Source organism: Pontivivens marinum (assembly GCF_900231835.1).
Taxonomy (GTDB): domain Bacteria; phylum Pseudomonadota; class Alphaproteobacteria; order Rhodobacterales; family Rhodobacteraceae; genus Pontivivens; species Pontivivens marinum.
On sequence record NZ_OCTN01000015.1, the window covers coordinates 1 to 17,723 of the forward strand.

16 protein-coding genes and 5 pseudogenes are annotated in these 17,723 nt (G+C 57.2%); 13 read left to right on the top strand and 8 right to left on the bottom strand.

What is annotated here, in order from left to right; translation table 11 throughout:
* Positions 1–328 precede the first annotated feature (328 nt).
* Positions 329–566, bottom strand: a pseudogene (locus CR254_RS18405) (transposase); the annotation flags it as partial.
* Positions 567–628: 62 nt separating this feature from the next.
* Here CR254_RS18405 and CR254_RS17515 point away from each other — a divergent pair.
* The 5 genes and pseudogenes from CR254_RS17515 to CR254_RS17530 form a co-directional block, all read left to right on the top strand.
* A pseudogene (locus CR254_RS17515) lies at positions 629–1,051 on the top strand (DDE-type integrase/transposase/recombinase); the annotation flags it as partial.
* Between the two features lie 299 nt (positions 1,052–1,350).
* Positions 1,351–1,650, top strand: coding sequence for a TNT domain-containing protein (locus CR254_RS18410; protein WP_097932318.1), 300 nt, complete (start codon positions 1,351–1,353; stop codon positions 1,648–1,650).
* A 528-nt stretch (positions 1,651–2,178) separates the two neighbouring features.
* Positions 2,179–2,283 (top strand): annotated as a pseudogene (locus tag CR254_RS18265) (hypothetical protein); the annotation flags it as partial.
* Between the two features lie 120 nt (positions 2,284–2,403).
* Positions 2,404–2,700 (top strand): recombinase family protein, encoded by a 297-nt coding sequence (locus tag CR254_RS18270; protein ID WP_245851743.1) that lies wholly within the window; start codon positions 2,404–2,406, stop codon positions 2,698–2,700.
* Positions 2,701–2,723: 23 nt separating this feature from the next.
* The gene (locus tag CR254_RS17530) at positions 2,724–3,176 is read left to right on the top strand and encodes a recombinase family protein (protein WP_425440298.1); all 453 of its coding nucleotides are present in this window, start codon (positions 2,724–2,726) and stop codon (positions 3,174–3,176) included.
* On the opposite strand, the gene CR254_RS17960 is transcribed toward CR254_RS17530, so the two are convergent.
* Together CR254_RS17960 and CR254_RS17535 are read right to left on the bottom strand one after the other, a co-directional pair.
* Positions 3,133–3,393 carry a hypothetical protein gene (locus CR254_RS17960; protein ID WP_145996778.1) on the bottom strand — a complete coding sequence of 87 codons (261 nt, stop codon included), beginning with the start codon at positions 3,391–3,393 and terminating at the stop codon, positions 3,133–3,135. The two genes, CR254_RS17530 and CR254_RS17960, sit on opposite strands and share 44 nt — an antisense overlap.
* Before the next feature lie 14 nt (positions 3,394–3,407).
* Positions 3,408–3,608: a hypothetical protein gene (locus CR254_RS17535; protein ID WP_097932323.1), complete on the bottom strand. Its 201-nt coding sequence runs from the start codon at positions 3,606–3,608 to the stop codon at positions 3,408–3,410.
* A gap of 633 nt (positions 3,609–4,241) precedes the next feature.
* On the opposite strand from CR254_RS17535, the gene CR254_RS17540 reads away from it, so the two are divergent.
* Genes CR254_RS17540 through CR254_RS17565 form a run of 6 tightly spaced genes read left to right on the top strand, consistent with a single transcriptional unit; the run spans position 4,242 to position 10,531 of the window.
* Positions 4,242–4,856: a helix-turn-helix domain-containing protein gene (locus CR254_RS17540; RefSeq protein WP_097932325.1), complete on the top strand. Its 615-nt coding sequence runs from the start codon at positions 4,242–4,244 to the stop codon at positions 4,854–4,856.
* Between the two features lie 10 nt (positions 4,857–4,866).
* Positions 4,867–5,796: an ABC transporter permease gene (locus tag CR254_RS17545; RefSeq protein WP_097932341.1), complete on the top strand. Its 930-nt coding sequence runs from the start codon at positions 4,867–4,869 to the stop codon at positions 5,794–5,796.
* Complete coding sequence (locus CR254_RS17550) at positions 5,793–6,965, top strand: ABC transporter permease (RefSeq protein ID WP_097932327.1); 1,173 nt, start codon at positions 5,793–5,795, stop codon at positions 6,963–6,965. The genes CR254_RS17545 and CR254_RS17550 overlap by 4 nt, the downstream gene beginning before the upstream one ends.
* Positions 6,962–7,975, top strand: a complete 1,014-nt coding sequence (locus CR254_RS17555) for an ABC transporter ATP-binding protein (protein ID WP_097932329.1) — start codon at positions 6,962–6,964, stop codon at positions 7,973–7,975. Before CR254_RS17550 ends, CR254_RS17555 begins: the two co-directional genes overlap by 4 nt.
* Positions 7,975–8,964: an ABC transporter ATP-binding protein gene (locus tag CR254_RS17560; RefSeq protein WP_097932331.1), complete on the top strand. Its 990-nt coding sequence runs from the start codon at positions 7,975–7,977 to the stop codon at positions 8,962–8,964. Before CR254_RS17555 ends, CR254_RS17560 begins: the two co-directional genes overlap by 1 nt.
* Positions 8,957–10,531: a peptide ABC transporter substrate-binding protein gene (locus CR254_RS17565; protein ID WP_097932333.1), complete on the top strand. Its 1,575-nt coding sequence runs from the start codon at positions 8,957–8,959 to the stop codon at positions 10,529–10,531. Before CR254_RS17560 ends, CR254_RS17565 begins: the two co-directional genes overlap by 8 nt.
* Positions 10,532–10,712: 181 nt before the next feature.
* Here CR254_RS17565 and CR254_RS17570 read toward each other — a convergent pair.
* A pseudogene (locus tag CR254_RS17570) lies at positions 10,713–11,918 on the bottom strand (IS3 family transposase).
* Between the two features lie 195 nt (positions 11,919–12,113).
* Between CR254_RS17570 and CR254_RS18120 the strand changes: the two are divergent.
* Positions 12,114–12,269 (top strand): hypothetical protein, encoded by a 156-nt coding sequence (locus CR254_RS18120; protein WP_180956064.1) that lies wholly within the window; start codon positions 12,114–12,116, stop codon positions 12,267–12,269.
* Between the two features lie 166 nt (positions 12,270–12,435).
* Here the strand turns inward: CR254_RS18120 and CR254_RS17575 are convergent, their stop codons facing one another.
* The 4 genes from CR254_RS17575 to CR254_RS17585 form a co-directional block, all read right to left on the bottom strand.
* Positions 12,436–15,204 carry a UvrD-helicase domain-containing protein gene (locus tag CR254_RS17575; RefSeq protein WP_245851742.1) on the bottom strand — a complete coding sequence of 923 codons (2,769 nt, stop codon included), beginning with the start codon at positions 15,202–15,204 and terminating at the stop codon, positions 12,436–12,438.
* A gap of 467 nt (positions 15,205–15,671) precedes the next feature.
* Positions 15,672–15,893, bottom strand: coding sequence for a hypothetical protein (locus CR254_RS17580; RefSeq protein WP_097932337.1), 222 nt, complete (start codon positions 15,891–15,893; stop codon positions 15,672–15,674).
* Between the two features lie 51 nt (positions 15,894–15,944).
* Positions 15,945–16,088 carry a hypothetical protein gene (locus CR254_RS18125; RefSeq protein ID WP_180956065.1) on the bottom strand — a complete coding sequence of 48 codons (144 nt, stop codon included), beginning with the start codon at positions 16,086–16,088 and terminating at the stop codon, positions 15,945–15,947.
* Between the two features lie 124 nt (positions 16,089–16,212).
* Positions 16,213–17,211: a plasmid recombination protein gene (locus CR254_RS17585; RefSeq protein WP_097932339.1), complete on the bottom strand. Its 999-nt coding sequence runs from the start codon at positions 17,209–17,211 to the stop codon at positions 16,213–16,215.
* Positions 17,212–17,321: 110 nt separating this feature from the next.
* Between CR254_RS17585 and CR254_RS17590 the strand changes: the two are divergent.
* Positions 17,322–17,723 (top strand): annotated as a pseudogene (locus CR254_RS17590) (transposase); the annotation flags it as partial.

Below are 17,723 nucleotides of genomic sequence, written 5' to 3' on the forward strand. Positions count from 1 at the left end.
TTCTCTTCGGTGTAAATACGCCTCACCTTCTTGTGCCTTCTCATGCATGTAAACATGCACTGTCAGGTGACAGTTCACCGCAAAACCTTCTCGCGTGATCATAACGTGGACACGACGGCAACCAAACCGCCGCCGTTCTCTCGAAACTCGCTTTATGGCATCTCGCAGCTCAGCGTCATTACCGCGACGCGACAAATACCGCACCGAAGATCGATCAACTTGTAGCACATCGCACGCCCGTCGCTGGCTGACCTGATGGACCTCCATCAAATGCGCCACCGCTTTCCGCTTCCCAACGGGCGTCACCATTTTTTTGAATTGATGTCTCGGAGCATGGCGTTGTCGAGCATCTGTTCGGCCAACAACTTCTTCAGCTTGCCGTTCTCGTCCTCCAAAGCACGCAATCGCTTTGCGTCGTAAGGCTCCATCCCGCCGTACTTCGATTTGTATTTGTAGAACGTCGCTGAGCTGATCCCGTGCCGCCGACATACATCGGCAGTCTTCTCGCCAGCCTCCTGCTCCTTGATCATCGCGATGATCTGTTCGTCCGTAAATCGTGCCTTCATTTGTCCGTCCTTTTGTTGGGCGGACTCTACACAAATTTGGAGGAGTTTTAGGGGCTCAGGTCAATGCCAATGGCCAGATGATCGATTATCGCCTGACTACCAAGCGAGATGCAAAGGCGGCAAAAGCCTTTTTGAATAAAGCGATTGAACGCGTAAGGCTACATCGGCCGGTGACTATCGTCACAGACAAAGCGCAAAGCTATCGACGTGTCATCCGCGAGATCAATCACCGTTACGATCCACATTTTGACAGCATCCGGCACATCGATCAGAAATGGCGGAACAACCGCATCGAGAGCGATCACGCAGCCATGAAACGGCTACTCGGATATCGGCAGAGCTTCCGATCCTTGCGATCGGCCAAGGCGACCCTCAGTGGCATCGAGACAATCCGAACCATCAAGCGAGGTTAAGTCCATCACAAAATATCTGGCGTCAAAGGTGAGATCGAATTCATCCGCAGTCTGTTCGAGAACGCTGCATAACCCAACGCGCGCCCCAGATTAGATCCGCGGTAACAGAATTAACGCAACAGTCCCCGCCAGACAGGTCGAAAAGGCTCAAGACGTTGATGCCAGAGAAAACCTGCTGCGACAGATCGCAACCCATTCGCCCATGTCATGGGCCCACATCAATATGCTTGGGGAATACGATTTCTCGGAAGAAAAACTCCGCGATACCCTCAGGATTCTACCCCCGAAAAAGGCAGCATAGCCGAAGGGCAAAAACGGGAGATGTGACGGCAACATAAAGCCTGAAAGATCAAAGCACTCCAAGAAAGCCTATGGGACTTTACGTACCTTTGTTGGGACGAACCCAAAGGGGTGATAGAATCGATAGATATGGCCCTCCAACAGGGCGTTATGTAAGTCCTCTAGGCGTTCCCTCCGAACAACGCTCACTCCCACCCAGTCGAATCGGCGACACTCTAACTGAGTATGTGGTATTTAAACCAATTCCTGGCGCGCAGGGATCGATTGTCGCTCCTGCACACGGTCAGCGTGGAGGCGGTGTGCAGATTGTTTTGCCCGACCGCTTACAATATTTAATTAAAAACGATATTTTGGGAGAGATAGAAAGATGAATTATAATTGCTTGCGAGCATTTTTGAATTCCTTAAATACACCTGAAAATTGGTATTGCTTAGGTAGTTTTGGCGATAATATGCATTCAATATATGAGGTTGGCGAGTTTTATCGAGTTACTTTTTCGGAAAAGGGGTTAACTTCATACGACGAGCGATTTATTTGCGAGGTAGATGCTATTTTTTTCTTTTTGAATAAAATTATCGGAGACTTAAAAGTCACGAAGGGTTATTCATTCGGCAAGTCAACGTCTTAGTGTTTTTGATTAGTATCACTGGGCTTTTCCCTCCTCACCACCTTAATCGGCTTGGCGATCCTCGCGACTGTAGCAACGCTTGCAACCACGACCGGCCATAGCAATGCCTTTGCGTTCGGCATCCTTACTCTGCTGGAGGAGCGGGCCATCGCGCGGGATGCGGCTGTGCCGCTTGCCGACATGATGGTCGGGCAGGTGGCCATCGTCCGCGCTTCGCTTGTGCCCATCGCGATGCCGCTCAACGACAGGGACTATACCCTCACCGTCCGCGATGCCGCCGGCCTCGTCGATCTCAACACCGCAGCACCGCAGATGCTCACGGCACCTGTTCGAGGATGTCGTCTCAGGCAAGCAGTTCGACCGCGCCGGTTTATCCGCCTTGATAGACCACGCCCGCCCTGGCGATAGCCTCGCCATCATCCGGTTGGACCGGCTCGGACGTTCACTCAAAGAGCTCCTAGAAACCGTCGAAAACCTGAAAACCCAAGGTATCGGATTGATCAGTCTCGAAGAGCGGATCGACACGACATCCGCCGCCGGTGAACTGATCTTCCATGTTTTCGGGGCCATAGCGCATTTTGAACGTCGCCTCATTTCCGAACGCACCAAAGACGGCATCGAAGCCGCCAGAGCGCAGGGCCGAAAACCCGGGAGACCGTCCCTCGAAGCCGAAACCGTCCTGGCACTGCAAAACCTCGTCAAAGCCGGAATAACCGCCGGACAGGCCGCAAAACAACTCGGCATCGCAAGATCAACAGCCTACAGATTGATCAAGGAAACAGCCCAGCCCTAGCAAGGCGGCCTTACGGTGTCATTCTGCCCCCAGCCGGAACAGACCCCTGGAAGCTCGACCGGCTTGGCCGCGATCTCGCCCATCTCGTGGCAACGGTGCGGGATCTCGAAAAGCGCGGCATAGGCTTCAGGGTCCTTGCCGGGCAAGGCGCCGAGATCGACACCTCTACGCCCGGCGGCCGACTAATATTCGGGATCTTCGCCGCCTTGGCCGAGTTTGAGCGTGACCTCATCCATGAGCGCGTCATGGCAGGTCTCGCAGCCGCACGCGCACGGGGGCGCCACGGTGGCGCTCCCTACAAGATGACGCCCGCCAAACTGCGCCTCGCAATGGCCGCAATGGGCAACTCAGAAACCCGCATAAGGCCGCTGTGCAGGGAGCTGGGTGTCTCCAGCCAGACCCTCTACCGCTATGTGGCTCCCGACGGCCAAATCAGACCCGACGGCGAGAAGCTCCTGAAACGAACGCAGCGATAGGCCGCCGTTCAAAGCTTAACGTGGAATCTGGAACCCATCGACCAAGCCAACCACCATGCGCGCCGCTGCGCCACGCCAGAGCCTTCTCCAGAACCGGCCGGAACACTTCTAAATCGACCGCCTGCGCGTAGAGCTCAAGTTGATCGCCCAGATCCCTCAGCCGGTGCAGTCGCTCCTCGACATCGAAAAACCCCGCCATCCCCGTGCTCCCGTCCATCGCCACGATCAGCGTCAGTGAATCGGAATTAGCCGCAACGCGCGAGGGTTAATCGAGGTGCTCAGCTTCTGCGGTGCCGCGGTGTTGAGATCGACGAGGCCTTCGGCATCGCGGACGGTGAGGGTATAGTCCCTGCCGTTGAGCGGCATCGCGATGGGCTCGAGCGGGGCGCGGTCGATGGCCGCCTGCCCGACCATCATGTCGGCAAGCGGCACAGCCGCAACCCGCGCGATGGCCCGCTCCTCCAGCAGCGTGAGGGAGCCTCGGGGGGCAGGTCATGACCCAACACCGCACGGTTCGCGGCGTAGAGTGTTCGCCTTTGCTTCACTGATCGTGAATTGGGCCTGCCCAAAACCCTGCATACGCAGCGAAGGTCCGTTATTCGAGCTGTAACAGCAACACATCGACAGCGTGCGTAGGCGGCATGTTAGGGCTGTTTACGATCAGCCCTCTGCATCTGATTTCAAATGGAACCGCCACGCGTCTCTTAGCAAGGGTTCGAATTTGTAGCACCAGTGTAGCACCGGGCGAAGTTCCAACGCGAGCGACCACCCGAAGGTGGCTGCTAGCGTGTTGTAAACTTTGGTGTATTTTAGTTGCGGGGATAGGATTTGAACCTGTGACCTTCAGGTTATGAGGTATCCGCAGTGAACTTTGCTGTGATTTTCTTCGTAATAGGGTTGGGCTTTTGGACATGCTAATTTGGCCGCGGTTGCCGCGCCACTCGACCGGCTATCGCGTTGTCCGTTATTTATCCGGACGCATGAACCTCGCTCCATAAAAAATTTATTGCTTAAATCTAAAATTTTTAGATAGATTGCGAATGAGACCAATTGGAGCCGCGGCGAATGACCACCCTTTCGAACAAGACATCAGAAACGCCACGACCTGTCGTTGGCGCTTTGTTGCGAACTGCGCGCCGCAATCGCGACCTAACGTTGCAAGAATTAAGCTCTTTGGCGGACCTTTCTGTCGGCTATTTGAGCCAGGTCGAGCGGGATATCGCCACGCCGTCTCTTGGCTCGCTAAGCAGGTTGGCGGCGGCGTTGGAGTTGGAACTCGGACATTTCATATCGATCCCCAACACGCGCGGCCTGACGACCAGTGCAAAAGACCGCGAGACGATCCGCGTGCGCGAAGGGGGGATGACCTATCAGCAATTACACGGCGAATTTGTCGGCGCGTCCTTCTCGGCGTTCCTGATTACGCTGCCCGCAGGATTTACCACAGAAACCGATCAGCACTTCGGCGAAGAGTTTATCGAGGTTCGCTCGGGTCGGGTGATATTTGAGATCGACGGTCAGACCTATGATCTGGAGGCAGGCGACACCCTGCATTTCCGCTCTGACCTACGCCATCAAGCCCGTAATCCCGAGAATTTCGACGCGGTCGTGTTCTGGCTGGGGAATGGGCCGACGTTCCAGCAGCGCGCCGAAATAGCCGCCGTGGCAACCGATGAATAGCGCCAGTCGTATGCCGCTGGCGTGGCTGGCGCAGCGCGTCTTGATGATGCTAGTGACTTTGTTGGCGGTTATTACGCTTACCTTTGCGCTGATGCATGCCGTGCCGGGCGGGCCCTTCGTATCCGAAAAGATGCTCGCGCCCGAAATCGAGGCCGCGCTGAATGCTAAGTTCGGTTTGGATCAACCCGTTTGGCGCCAGTATTTAAGCTACCTTTGGGGCGTTGTGCAGTTTGATCTGGGGCCATCGTTCAAATATCCCGGTGTAAGTGTGAACAGCATGATAGCCGAAGGGTTGGCTGTGACCGCGCAGACCGGCCTGTTGGCGATCATCTGCGTCGTCGCATTGGGCGTACCGATGGGAATCGTCGCTGCGCTGAACCGTGGCCGTTGGCCAGATACACTGGCGATGTTCGTGGCCAGCCTTGGCATTGCGGTGCCGTCCTATGTCATTGCGACTGTATCGCTCTACGTTTTTGCCCTGCGTCTGGGCTGGACGCCTGCCTTCGGGTTGGACGATTGGCGCGGCTATATCCTGCCAGTCTTTGCCCTCTCCGGCTTCTGGATGTCTTTTGTCGCCCGATTGACCCGTTCCAGCCTGCTGGAAACGATGGGACAGGACTACATCATGACAGCCCGCGCCAAAGGTTTGCCCGCCCACACGGTGATGTTGCGCCACGGGTTGCGCAATTCAATGATCCCCGTTGTCACGGTGCTGGGGCCAGTGGTGGCGAACCTGCTGACGGGGAGTTTTGTGATTGAACAGATTTTCGCGCTACCGGGCATCGGGCGGCACTTCGTGCTGTCGATTACCAACCGCGATTATACGGCGATCATGGGCATCACGATTTTTTACGCAGCCTTTCTGATGCTGATGATCCTTATCGTCGACCTTCTGTATCTGTGGCTTGATCCACGTATTTCATACGGGGATCGCAAATGACCCGCGCAGCACTCACCCCTGAAATGTGGCAACCACTTGCCGCCAATCCAACAGCGCTTGCAGAGGGCTCAAGCCCGCAAGCGACCCGCGGATTCTGGGCTGGCGTGCGGTCTCGCTTGTTCCGGCACCGCTCTGCAATGGCGGGGCTGGTGTTCATTATCTTCCTTGTGCTGGCCGCCATATTCGGCCCGATGGTATCGCCTTACAGCTATTTTGAGCAGAACCTTGAACTGTCGAACCTGCCGCCTGCTTATCGCGCCTATACCGTCGATGCGGACACCGAAGTCTTCGTGAATCGCAGCAATCTAAGCCTTTACCGTGTCGATGACCAAGGTGGGCTGTCCGCACTTTTGCGCCCTGACAGCCGCGACATGATCAACCGCCAAAGCACCTGGCAGATCGGCGACAAAGCCGTCGTGCTTGATTACGGGCAGCGGCCGCCAGTTCTGACGATCAATGGAGAGGTAGCGCAATCAGGCGGCCTGTCGATAAACGCTCGAAATCCCTTCGGTACCGATCAGTTGGGCCGCGATGTGCTGGTGCGCCAGATGTATGGCGCGCGCATTTCGCTGCTGGTGGCGGCGGCGGCTGTACTGACGAATTTTGTGATCGGCGTGATCTATGGCGGCATTTCCGGCCTGCTGGGCGGGCGCGTTGATGCGGTGATGATGCGGTTTGTTGAAATCGTCGCGACCATTCCGCTAACGCTTTATGTGATCTTGATGATGGTGGTGCTGCAATCGGGTTTGCTGTCGGTCGTTCTGGCGATCGGGACGGTCTATTGGGTTGATATGGCGCGGGTCGTGCGGGGACAAATCCTGACGCTCAAGGGGCAGGATTACGTGGCCGCTGCGCGCACGATGGGGGCCTCGACCTCGCGCATTTTGTTTAAACATCTGCTGCCAAACGCCTTTGGCCCGATCCTTGTGACGCTGACAATGCTGATCCCCTCGGCAATCTTCATCGAAAGCTTCATGAGCTTCATCGGTCTTGGCGTGACCCCGCCGCAGGCCAGTTGGGGCACGCTGACGTCCGAAGCCGTCGAAACCCTGCGCGCCTATCCCTATCAGCTATTGTTCCCAGCCGTGGCGATCAGCCTGACCATGCTGGCGTTCAACTTTCTGGGCGACGGGCTGCGTGATGCCCTTGATCCGAGGTTGTCATCATGACCGCGCCGCTGTTGTCCTTGCGCGATCTGCGCACAGAGTACCGCACAGATCGCGGTACCGTGCAGGCTGTTCGCGGCGTCGATCTGACGCTTTATCGCGGCGAGATTCTGGGGCTGGTGGGCGAAAGCGGGTCGGGGAAATCCGTGACCTGCATGAGTATACTCAAACTGCTCAAGCGAGGCGGGCACATCACTTCGGGCAGCGCCGACTATGACGGCACCGACCTGTTAAGATTGTCCGAGGGGCAGTTGTCGCGCGTACGCGGTGACAAGATCGGAGTGGTGTTCCAGGATCCGATGTCGGCCTTGAACCCGACGATGACCGTCGGACGCCAGGTCGAAGAGGTGCTGCTGCAACACCGCAAGATCAGCAAGAAAGACGCCCGCGCGCGCGCGATTGAGCTGTTCAAGCTGGTGCGCATCCCCTCCGCCGAGACCCGCATCGACAACTACCCACATGAATTTTCCGGCGGAATGCGCCAACGGGTGATGATCGCAATCGCGCTGGCCTGTGATCCCGATCTGTTAATCGCGGATGAACCCACTACGGCGCTCGATGTCACGATACAACGGCAGATTCTGGCGCTGTTGAAAGAGCTGCGCGACCGTTTGGGTATGGCGATCATTCTGGTGACCCACGACCTTGGCGTGATCGCGGAAACCGCCGACCGTGTGATGGTTCTGTATGGCGGGCAGATCATGGAAGAAGCGCGCGTTGCCGACCTGTTCGAGGCCCCGCAGCACCCCTATACGCGCGGGTTGCTAGCGGCGATTCCCGATCCGCGCCAGTCCGGCGGTGCCCTGACGCCAGTGCCCGGCAGCCCGCCTGACATGCGCAACCCGCCTAGCGGTTGCCCCTTCGCGCCGCGCTGCCCCAAGGCGATGGCGATCTGCCTAACGCCCCCCGACCTATACGGCGCGGGCGACGCCCTGCACCTGCGACCCGCCCAACGCACACGGTGCTGGCTGGCCGATCCTGCGGTCCCCGCTGAACTGATGGAGGCCACCTGATGAACGCCCCTTTGTTGGAACTTGATAATCTTCAGATGCACTTTCCCACGCGGCAGGGGCCGCTCAAGGCCGTCGATGGTATCAGTCTGAGCATTCAGGCGGGTGAAACGCTGGGCCTTGTGGGCGAAAGCGGCTGCGGCAAATCCACCTTGGCCCGCGCGCTGATCCGGCTCCATCGCCCTACGGGGGGGCGGGTTCTGCTGGACGGTCAGGACATCACGACGCTCAGCGATAGCGCGCTGAAACCCTATCGTCGCCGTATGCAGATGATTTTCCAAGACCCTGTCGCGGCCTTGAACGGCCGGATGACGGTGGGCGAATTGATCGCCGAACCGCTTGAGATTATGAATATAGGCACGCCTGCCACACGTCGGAAGCGGGTGAAAGACCTGCTTGATAAGGTCGGGCTTGGTGCGGATGCCGCCAACCGGTTTCCGCATTCCTTTTCGGGCGGTCAACGTCAGCGTGTGGGCATCGCCCGCGCCATTGCGCTTGAACCTGAACTGGTGGTTTGCGACGAACCTATCAGCGCGCTGGACGTGTCCATTCAGGCGCAAATCGTGAACATGCTGTCCGACCTGAAACGCGACACGGGGCTGGCCTATCTGTTCATCACCCACGATTTGTCGATGCTGCGCCATATCGCCGACCGCATCGGCGTTATGTATCTGGGAAAGCTGGTAGAAATTGCCCCGTCCGAGGCATTGCACGTCGCCCCGCGCCATCCCTACACCGAGCTTTTGTGGTCAGCCATCCCTGTGCCGGACCCCGCAGCGCGGCGCGACGACGCGTTTGAAACAGGCGAGGTGCCAAGCCCGCTGGATATCCCCACGGGCTGTCGTTTTCATACGCGCTGCCCCTACGCATCGCCGCTGTGCAAGGCGACGGAACCGCCATTAAAAACCGGTGCGGACGGCCACGGCGTCGCCTGTCATCACCCGCTGCCCAGCAGCCCCTCGACCGCCCAACAGGAGATTGAACATGCGTAATTTACTGATCTCGGCAGCCGCCGCCGCGCTTATGGCCGGACCCGCATTTGCGGACGGCGACCTGACCTATGTCGTCAACAATGAATCCGCGACCTATGACCCCGGCCTGACCTCTGAAACCTTTGCCGCGCCGATCATCGGTAACACCTTCGAGGGCCTTGTGCGGTTCACCGAAGCGGGCGAAATCGAAGGCGCGATGGCCGACGATTGGTCCGTTTCGGATGACGGGCTGACCTACACGTTCACCCTGCGCGATGCCAACTGGTCCGACGGCCAGGCTGTCACAGCGCAGGATTTTGTCTATGCGTGGATGCGCGTTCTTGATCCGGCGGCTGGGGCCAAAAACCCAGCGATGTTCTACCTGATCGAAGGCGCGGAAGAGCATTACGCCAATGGCGGCACCGGCGATGTTGCGATCTCGGCACCCGATGACAAAACGCTGACCTTCACGCTGAAAAACCGCATCCCTTACATGATGCAACTGCTAACCTACACCAACTGGTTCCCTGTGCGTCAGGACGTGGTTGAAGCCGATCCCGAAGGCTGGACCCGCACCCCCGAGACCTTCATCAGCAATGGGCCATTCAAGGTCTCGGAATTCAATTTCGGTGAATCCGTCATCTTTGTGAAGAACGATGAATACTATGGGGCCGATGATGTGTCCCTTGATACGCTGACGTTCCGTCTGATCCCCGATCAAGCGACGGCTCTGACGGCGATGGAATCCGGTCAGGTTGACGGGGTTGAGGCCGTACCCGCACCGGAAATTCCGCGTCTTATGGCGGAAAGCGATGCCTTCATGATCGTTCCGGCCCTCGGCACGACCTATGCGTTCTTTAACCCCGCGCAGTCGCCGCTGGATGACGTGCGTGTACGTCAGGCGTTGTCGATGGCGATTGACCGTCAGGATATCGTCGATTTCGTCCTGCAATCTGCCGACCGTCCCGCGATCGGGGTGGTGCCATTTGGCCTGACCCTGAACGGCGAAGATTTCCGCGATGGCGTTGATGCCTACGGTCTTGATGCGCAAGCCCAGCCCGAAGCGGCAGCAGCCCTGCTGGCCGAGGCGGGCTATCCTAACGGCGAAGGCTTCCCCGAGACGGTCTTCGTGACCTACACATCTCCCCCCATCGAAAAGCTGCTCGAAGCGATCCAGCAGATGTGGAAGCAGAACCTGAATATCGACGTGCAAATCCGCGCGACGGAATGGCAGGTCTATTACCCCGAAGTGCAACAGGTCGAATACCAGATCGCACAGATGGGCTGGGGCGCGGACTACCCGCACCCTATGACCTTCCTTGATGTGTTCCTGCCCGATAGCCCGAACAATCTGGCCGCGTGGCAGAGCGAAGAGTTTGCCGCAACACTGGACGTAGCCAAATCGACAGCGGACGAGGCCGAAAGTCTTGCCGCTATGCGGGACGCAGAAGGCATCTTGATGAACGACCACGTCATCCTGCCGATGTATCACCGGTACAACTACATGATGATGTCACCTGACGTAGAGGGTTTCTGGCGCTCGTCGCTGAACGTCCCGTATTTCCGCGACGTTACGATCTCTGAATAATTGGACAAGAACAGCGGGTGTTCAGACACCCGTTGTTCTCTTCCGACGGGACATCTTAGGTCGTTAAGAACGCGAATGAGCTGTCTGAGTTGTACACCTTTGAGACAGCAACGGACACAAGAGAGGTGGTCCTGCTTTTTCGACCATTTTGCAGCCCTGCTAAGATGGATCAGGGTTTCATTTAGGCTGCCAGTCTCACTGGTTCAGTTTTGCTGGCATAGGCCTCATCGGGGGTCAATATGCCGTGCGTCGAATGTGGACGGTCGGAGTTGTAGTAAGTCAGCCATTTGCTGATCCCGGCCCGCATTTCTGAGCCCGTCTCAAAGGCGTTCAGGTACACGCATTCATACTTCAGCGACCGCCACAGGCGTTCGATCATCCGGTTGTCGTGCCACGCACCTTTGCCATCTGTTACCAGCAGGTGATTTGCAAAATCACCGAGAGGCATGCTGATCTTGATTTTTGCGTCGGTCAGCACGTCGATCCAAGCGCCGCTGGTGAACTGACTGCCTTGGTCGGTATTGAATATCTCCGGCACGCCATGTTTGGCCAAGGCCTCTTTCAGAGCCTCAATGCAGAAGTCCGCGTCCATGCTGCTGGACAGCCGCCAGCTCAAAACCTTACGGCTGTGCCAATCCCTGATGGCCACGAGGTACAGGAAGCCGCGCCGCATTGGGATGTAGGTGATATCGGCGCACCCTTTGCCCGGCAGGGCATGTTTACATGCCCGAGAGGAGGACCTGGTTTGGCCGGTCGATCACCGCGTTGCGCAACAGATATGGCCAAATCTTGTGCTGCGGATGCTTCTTGCTGGTATTGGGCTCTTGGTAGATCGGCACCAGCCTCATGAGACGCATCAGACGGCGCACACGATGGCGACCACATTGGTGGTTGTTGCGTTTCATATAACGGGCCATTTGGCGCGAACCGTACCACGGCGTTTCCAAAAACTGCTTGTCTATGATCTCCATGACCCGCAGGTTCTCAGCGCTTTCTCCGACCGGCTGATAGTAAAGACGCGACCGCGACATCTGCAACAATTCGCACTATTTACGAAAACTTAACCTATGATCCCGGCTCACCATTTTTTGCCTCGCGTCCCGAGCAGTTGATGCGAGGCTTCGGCTAAAAAATCCCGTTCCACCACTAGCTGGCCGATCTTCGAGTGCAGCTTGTCGACATCAGCGGCGCTCACCTGTTCTGAAGCCGCACCACGGCGCGTAAATGCCGTCGCCATGTTCTCTATCGCTGCGCGTTTCCAAGTTCCGATTTGCGTGGGATGCACTCCGTACTTCTTGGACAGTTCCGACAGCGTCATCTCCTCGCGGATCGCTTCAAGCGCGACCTTGGCTTTGAACTCAGGCGAATGGTTCTTTCGTTTCTTCATTTCGGATCGTCTCTTCCATCAGGCGATCCATCTTAGCAACTGATCCGAATTCCCACGACCACCTCTACAGCGTTTGGTCCTTTCGCCGAGGTCCGCAATGGACTGCCCTATCGGTGTCTAAGCGCAGAAGTACGCACTTTCCAACATTCACCCGACCCGCCCCTTAGGCGGGTTTTTTCGTTCTTGGAGGATATCATGACCACGACACTCTACGACCATTGGCGCGACGCACCGGAGAAAGCCTGGCGCTGGCCGAATTTCAGCCCCGACGAAATCGCCTGCCGCGGAACCGGTAAGTTGTTGGTCAATGAAGTCGCCGTGCTGCGCGACCAATTGCGAGCGTGCCGGTGAGAAAGCGCTGAGCAGTTGCCAGCAAGATACGCCTGGCACTTGGCCGCAACGACACGCGAGGCCCATTTCACAGCTTCAAAGAATGGCAGCGGGTTGCTGCGCGGACGTGGTGGTATTGCATCTATTCCGCTGTCGCATGGAAATGGGCACAACTGCGCACCAGAGGTCAGGGCCGTTTCCGGCGCCTCGGCTTAGCGGTGGTGGGCCGTTTTGACGTCGCGATCTTTGCTTTTCCGACACAGGTTGGATAGCGGACGCAGCCGAGGAACCCGCCGTATCTCCCCTTGCGCTCAACCAGCCAGCCATCTGTGCAGTCCGGACAGCTTGGATAACTGGCACCGCAACCACATCGAACCTCGGTCATTCCCTCCGCCTTGCGTGGCAAAGCGGTGCCGCAGGACGGGCATGCAAGCAGCAGGTTTCCGCAATGCTGGACATGCTCACAACGATACCAGATACGGCCGTCCTTCCCTGTCACCCCCAGCAACCGCCCACCACATTCTCCGCAAACATGAACGTCCGGTTCCGCGTCAGGCGCCGCTGCTATGTCGTAAGCGGGGTCTTTCCGGAGTTCAGTAACAAAGGACGACGGGCGCGAATGCGAGGCGAGAAGTGTCAGGGTATACTTTGCCCGTGTCATGGCGACATACATGACGCGCCGTTCTTCAGCGTTCTCAAACGCCTCTTCTTCCGGGGAGACCAGGGAAAGAAGAGGGTCGTCAACGATCCCCGATGGAAACCCGATCCGACCGCTATCGGCATTCAGGAGGATCACGTGGTCGGCTTGCAGGCCCTTTGAGGCATGGATGGTCTTGAAGCTGATTTGCAGCTGTGGAAACCGGCGCCGCAACTCATGCATGCGAGGCTCATTGAAACGGTATCGCCCAAGCAGCAGCACACTAGCTGGCTTGGCGTCTGTGTTTGACCCTGTCGATAATGCGGCAAGGACGTCAGACAGCTTTCGCTCATCCTCGGCGCGTGGCACCGCCACGATATTGATAGCCGGTTCCGTTGCTGTCCCTGCCGGAATGACTTGCTTTTCGATCTGGGCGGGATTGCGAAGCACGAAGGTTCTGGCCGCGAATGCGATCTGGTCGACCGACCGGAAGGTCCGACCAAGGTCGACTGTCCGGTGCACGCCCGAGGCGTTGTCGAACGTGCCGCCGAATTCGGCTCCGAATTGGCGCATAAGATGAATGTCGGACCCGGCAAAGCGAAAGATCGACTGCCAGTCGTCGCCGACAGCAAAGATGCGTGCGTCCGGTTGCTGGGCCTTCAGTGCCTTCACCAGCCGCGCACGGCTTTGCGAAATGTCCTGGAATTCATCAATCAGTATGTGACGGAACGGGCTGACGTAGCGCCCCGTCTCGGCGTAGTGTGCGGCGCGAAGGATCATGTCCTCAAAGTCGATCCGCCCCTCAAGGCGCTTCTCGTATTCCTCGAAAACCGGCGCAAAAACATCGAGGAACGCCTTGGCACGTTTACCGAGCTTCATCCGGTCGGATTTGGCTTCGCAGTCGTCCAGGCTGTAACCACCGCTCTTGTATTTGCGCAGGAAAGTTCCCAGCAGCTTTGAGAAATCATCCACCTGGTTGAGCTCGACGATCTGGTCGTAGATCGTGTCGGCCGGGCGGGGCTTCAGGGTCACATGCGGGGCCAGCTTTTCCGCCAATCCTGTCAGCAGGCGACCTTCCTGCCGCTCGTAGCTGTAGGTCTCGATCAGAATTGTCTCATGATCGGCGTGGACCTGACGCTTCCATTCCATGCCAGCCAAATATGGCTCGCGCTCCACGAACGGTGCCGTAACCAGCCGCTCGCTGCCATCCGCCACTTTCTGACGACGCACACCGAAGTGCTCGATGTAGATACCGCTTTCGGTCAGATGAAAATCAGGCTGGTAATCGCGTCTTCCGGTCTCCGGGATCTTGTGCTCGTAGATAGGTTCGTACTCGTATTCGACACCATTTTCGTAAAGCCAGTTGGCGATCTGGAGCTCTTCGTAGCTTTTGACCTTTTCACCCTGCAGCGTGCGCAGGTCCTGACTTTCCATATGGGTGTAGAAATCATGCTTGGTTTTGAAATCCCATTCAGTTTTCGGCTCCACCAGGAAATGCGCGAAAAACTGGATGATTGCCTGCGACACGTCTGACAGCCTGTGGACCAGGTCCTTCAGGATCTGCTTGATCAGATTGCTGAAGGCCATGTCATCAGTGGCGTGGTCAGCCAGAGCAGGCTTTGAGCCTTCAACAATACCGATGATGTCATAGGCAAGCGCGTGGAACGTCCGCGCGACGATTGGCACACCTGACCGAGCCTCGACCCGTTCCGACATCTCCTCCGCTGCGTTCTTTGCGAATGCCAACAGCAGAATTTCCTCGGGCTCACGGATGCCAGCCTTGAGCAGATACGCCGCCTTGGCGGTGATCACGCTGGTCTTGCCAGATCCTGCCCCGGCAAGGACAAGCGTCGCGTCTTCATCCACGACGACGGAAAGTCGCTGTTCTGGCGTCAGAGGCTGGCTCTCTACCGTGTCGAAGAAGTCCCTCCAGCGGTCGAGTTCAGCATCGACGAAGGCAGCGATGCTTTTAGACCGTTCCGTCTGCGCGTCCGAAGCAAATTGCTGAACGATTGCAATACGCCTGGGCGCATCGGCGCCGATGGCCTCAGGTTGGAGCTTGGACAGCAACGACGCATCAAGAGCGCGCGCATCATTCAAAAGGGGCGCAATCTGGCACGCCGCCGGATAGCGGGCTGGGTGCGCCAGCGCCCGGACACCTGCATGAATGCGATCAAACCGGCTCGCGTCCTTGTCGAAGGCAGTGCGATTGAAGCAGATCCACGCGTTCCTGAAGGTTTCGGAAAACGCCGCGGCATCAGCTTTTGCCGCGCCCTTGAGAACCACATCGCCGCCGGAGTCATAGGCGATCGTCAGCATGGCACCAAACGTGCCCTTCCGAACCACTGGCGCAGCAGTCACGGTTTCAAGCAACAGGGACCGCGTGTGACGACCCTTGGTGATCTGAAGAAGGTCCCCATTGAGCTCCAGTGCTTTGGCCGTTTTGCCAAAGGGGTTCACGAGGAGTCCGAGCAAGGGACGTTGTTGTAATCGAATCAATGATATGTACCTCGTGGTCTTTCCACTAGAGCTTGGGCTCCTCCTACCATTGACTGCAACCGTGATCGGCCACCGTTCCTAACGCTGCTTACCACGATCCAAAATGCACGAAGCCGTCGATTCGCTGGAGGACTCGCCAAACGTTGAGGTGGCGTTGAGGTGGAATGCACAGAAGCAAAAAGCCCCGTGAGATACGAGGCCTAATGCCTTGGTATTGTTCGGTAATTTTGGTTACGGGAGGAGGAGTTGGACTTTGGCGAACTTTCTTCAACGTCGGCAGCTGAGGCTTATTCCGAGACCAGCTCTTTGGTATCGCCTTGGGTGCTTTGCTGCTTTTCCGCCTCGCGTTTGGCCTCTTCCTTCTGCTCGCGCAGATCATTTTCAACCCGCTCGAAGACGCCCTCTGGCATAGGGCTGTGTTTTGCGATCCGGCGGCGATTGCCGGCGGTCGCCAGCATGCAGACCTCGTAGTAAAAATCCTCAACGGCTTCGGGCTCGTTTTCGGCCAAAAATCCGATCCATTCTTCGATCGTATCGGCGATCGCCTTTCGGGCGGCCTGTTATGTGGCCTCGTCCTTTCTGGACATATTCGCCGCGACATTCGCGACCTTTAGCATAGCGACTTGCATCGCCGGGCTCATCGAAGCCGCAGCAAGGTTCTTAGGGGTGGATTTGACGGGCTTGCGGAACATACGTTTGCTCATTTTAGAGTCCTTTGGTTTGGTGTTTTACCGCTTGAGGCGGGATTGCCCCGCGGCATAAAAATTAGATAAAAACGTTTTTCTGCGGGCAATCGTTTTTTCTCGGAGAAAATGGCGCGAGAACCACTCAACCATCTGTATTATCGTTGTTTTTATTTTTCCGGCTCTCTGTGGATCTTTCATATGAAATATTTCCCGCCGAAATCGTCATTTTAAGACGTCGAGCCAGGTCTGGAAGTTTGCTGATATTGCCCGACAGATCGGCTCCCAAAGTCCCGCCAATTTTGGCCAACAGCCCCCTCACCTCTTCAAGCGTTTTATTTGCAGCGCGGAAGTCTGCATTGACCCGCGCAAGCGCTTCTTTGCGCGCCCTCTCAAACATCGCGCCCCATCCGCGACGGAACGCCTTTGCAATGCGAGATGCCCCTTTGGGTGAACGTTGGGCATGTCGCTGTGCCCGTAAAAACACCTCGTCCTGCTCGCGTCCTTTGACCGGAGCCAACGCCCCCTCAGCGTTTTGCGCAACAGGGTCGACCGCGCCCTGCGACACCGCCTCGGTGATTTCAATGATTGCCTCTGCCTCCGCCGCTTTCTCTTCGACGGCGGCCAAGCGGGTCTCAAGATCGCGCTCACGCTTGGTCAGCTTAAGGTCCTTCTTGCGTCGCCAGTCGCGCGTTTTGCTGTGTATCCGCTTTGCTGGCGGTGTCTCACCTTTGGCGACTGCCTCACGGTATGCCTCCTTGCGCCGCTCCCCACGATCAAGGCCGATCTCCGAGAACCAGTCGCCAACGCTATCTTGGGCGTGCTCATATTCTTTGATCACGTCAAACTTGGAAGGCTGCAGCATCTGCCGGGTGGCAATGACTTTTTTCTCGCCGGTCTTTTTGTCCGTTCGTGTCATCTCAACCTGCACGCGCGGCATGATCACAGCGTGAATGTGGTAAGCCTCTTCATCAAGGTCCGCACGAGCGTGGATGACATCATCGCCAAATGCATCCTTCAGCCAGGCGATGGACCGCTCTTCAAAATCCGAGATCCGTTGATGCTGCTCGACACCTTCGCTGAAGACAGCTGTGGGGTCAGCATCGAACCACTTTTTGTTGGCCGTCAAGATCACCTCGCGCATCGGCCCGTGCCGTGTTGGCCGCCAGGGATTATGCGGACCTTCTGACCTGCCCCCTGAAACTTCCCTCACTTTAATGCAGAGCTTGCTCAACCTTTTGAAGGAGCAAACAGATGCGAAAGAGCCGTTTTAGCGAAGCCCAAATTATTGGGATGATCAAAGAGCAAGAAGCTGGGATGTCGACTGCGGATGTGTGCCGCAAGCACGGCCTCAGCCAAGGAACGTTTTACAAGTTCAAGTCGCAGTGTGGCGGCATGGAGGTGTCGGATGCAGCAAAGCTGCGTGCGGTCACGGACGAGAATGCCAAATTGAAACGTCTTCTGGCGGATACCATGCTGACAACGTCGTCCTGAAAGATCTGCTGGGAAAGAACTAACGACATCAAGTGAACGACGGGAAGCTGCACTTCGGGCGATGCGTGATCATGATATCTCGCAACGTCGGGCGTGCAGGCTCGTTGGTGTCGATCCCAAAACTGTCAGACGCGACCGTCCGCCTGACAATCCTGAGATACG

Bases quoted from the DNA above. Each gene is read 5' to 3' on its own strand.
- CR254_RS18410 (WP_097932318.1), top strand. From the start codon at position 1,351: ATGGGACTTTACGTACCTTTGTTGGGACGAACCCAAAGGGGTGATAGA.
- CR254_RS18120 (WP_180956064.1), top strand. From the start codon at position 12,114: ATGACCACGACACTCTACGACCATTGGCGCGACGCACCGGAGAAAGCC.
- CR254_RS17565 (WP_097932333.1), top strand. From the start codon at position 8,957: ATGCGTAATTTACTGATCTCGGCAGCCGCCGCCGCGCTTATGGCCGGA.
- CR254_RS17540 (WP_097932325.1), top strand. From the start codon at position 4,242: ATGACCACCCTTTCGAACAAGACATCAGAAACGCCACGACCTGTCGTT.
- CR254_RS17545 (WP_097932341.1), top strand. From the start codon at position 4,867: ATGCCGCTGGCGTGGCTGGCGCAGCGCGTCTTGATGATGCTAGTGACT.
- CR254_RS17585 (WP_097932339.1), bottom strand. From the start codon at position 17,211: ATGCGCGAGGTGATCTTGACGGCCAACAAAAAGTGGTTCGATGCTGAC.
- CR254_RS17555 (WP_097932329.1), top strand. From the start codon at position 6,962: ATGACCGCGCCGCTGTTGTCCTTGCGCGATCTGCGCACAGAGTACCGC.
- CR254_RS17550 (WP_097932327.1), top strand. From the start codon at position 5,793: ATGACCCGCGCAGCACTCACCCCTGAAATGTGGCAACCACTTGCCGCC.
- CR254_RS17575 (WP_245851742.1), bottom strand. From the start codon at position 15,204: ATGCTGACGATCGCCTATGACTCCGGCGGCGATGTGGTTCTCAAGGGC.
- CR254_RS17960 (WP_145996778.1), bottom strand. From the start codon at position 3,393: ATGGACGGGAGCACGGGGATGGCGGGGTTTTTCGATGTCGAGGAGCGA.
- CR254_RS17560 (WP_097932331.1), top strand. From the start codon at position 7,975: ATGAACGCCCCTTTGTTGGAACTTGATAATCTTCAGATGCACTTTCCC.
- CR254_RS18125 (WP_180956065.1), bottom strand. From the start codon at position 16,088: ATGAGCAAACGTATGTTCCGCAAGCCCGTCAAATCCACCCCTAAGAAC.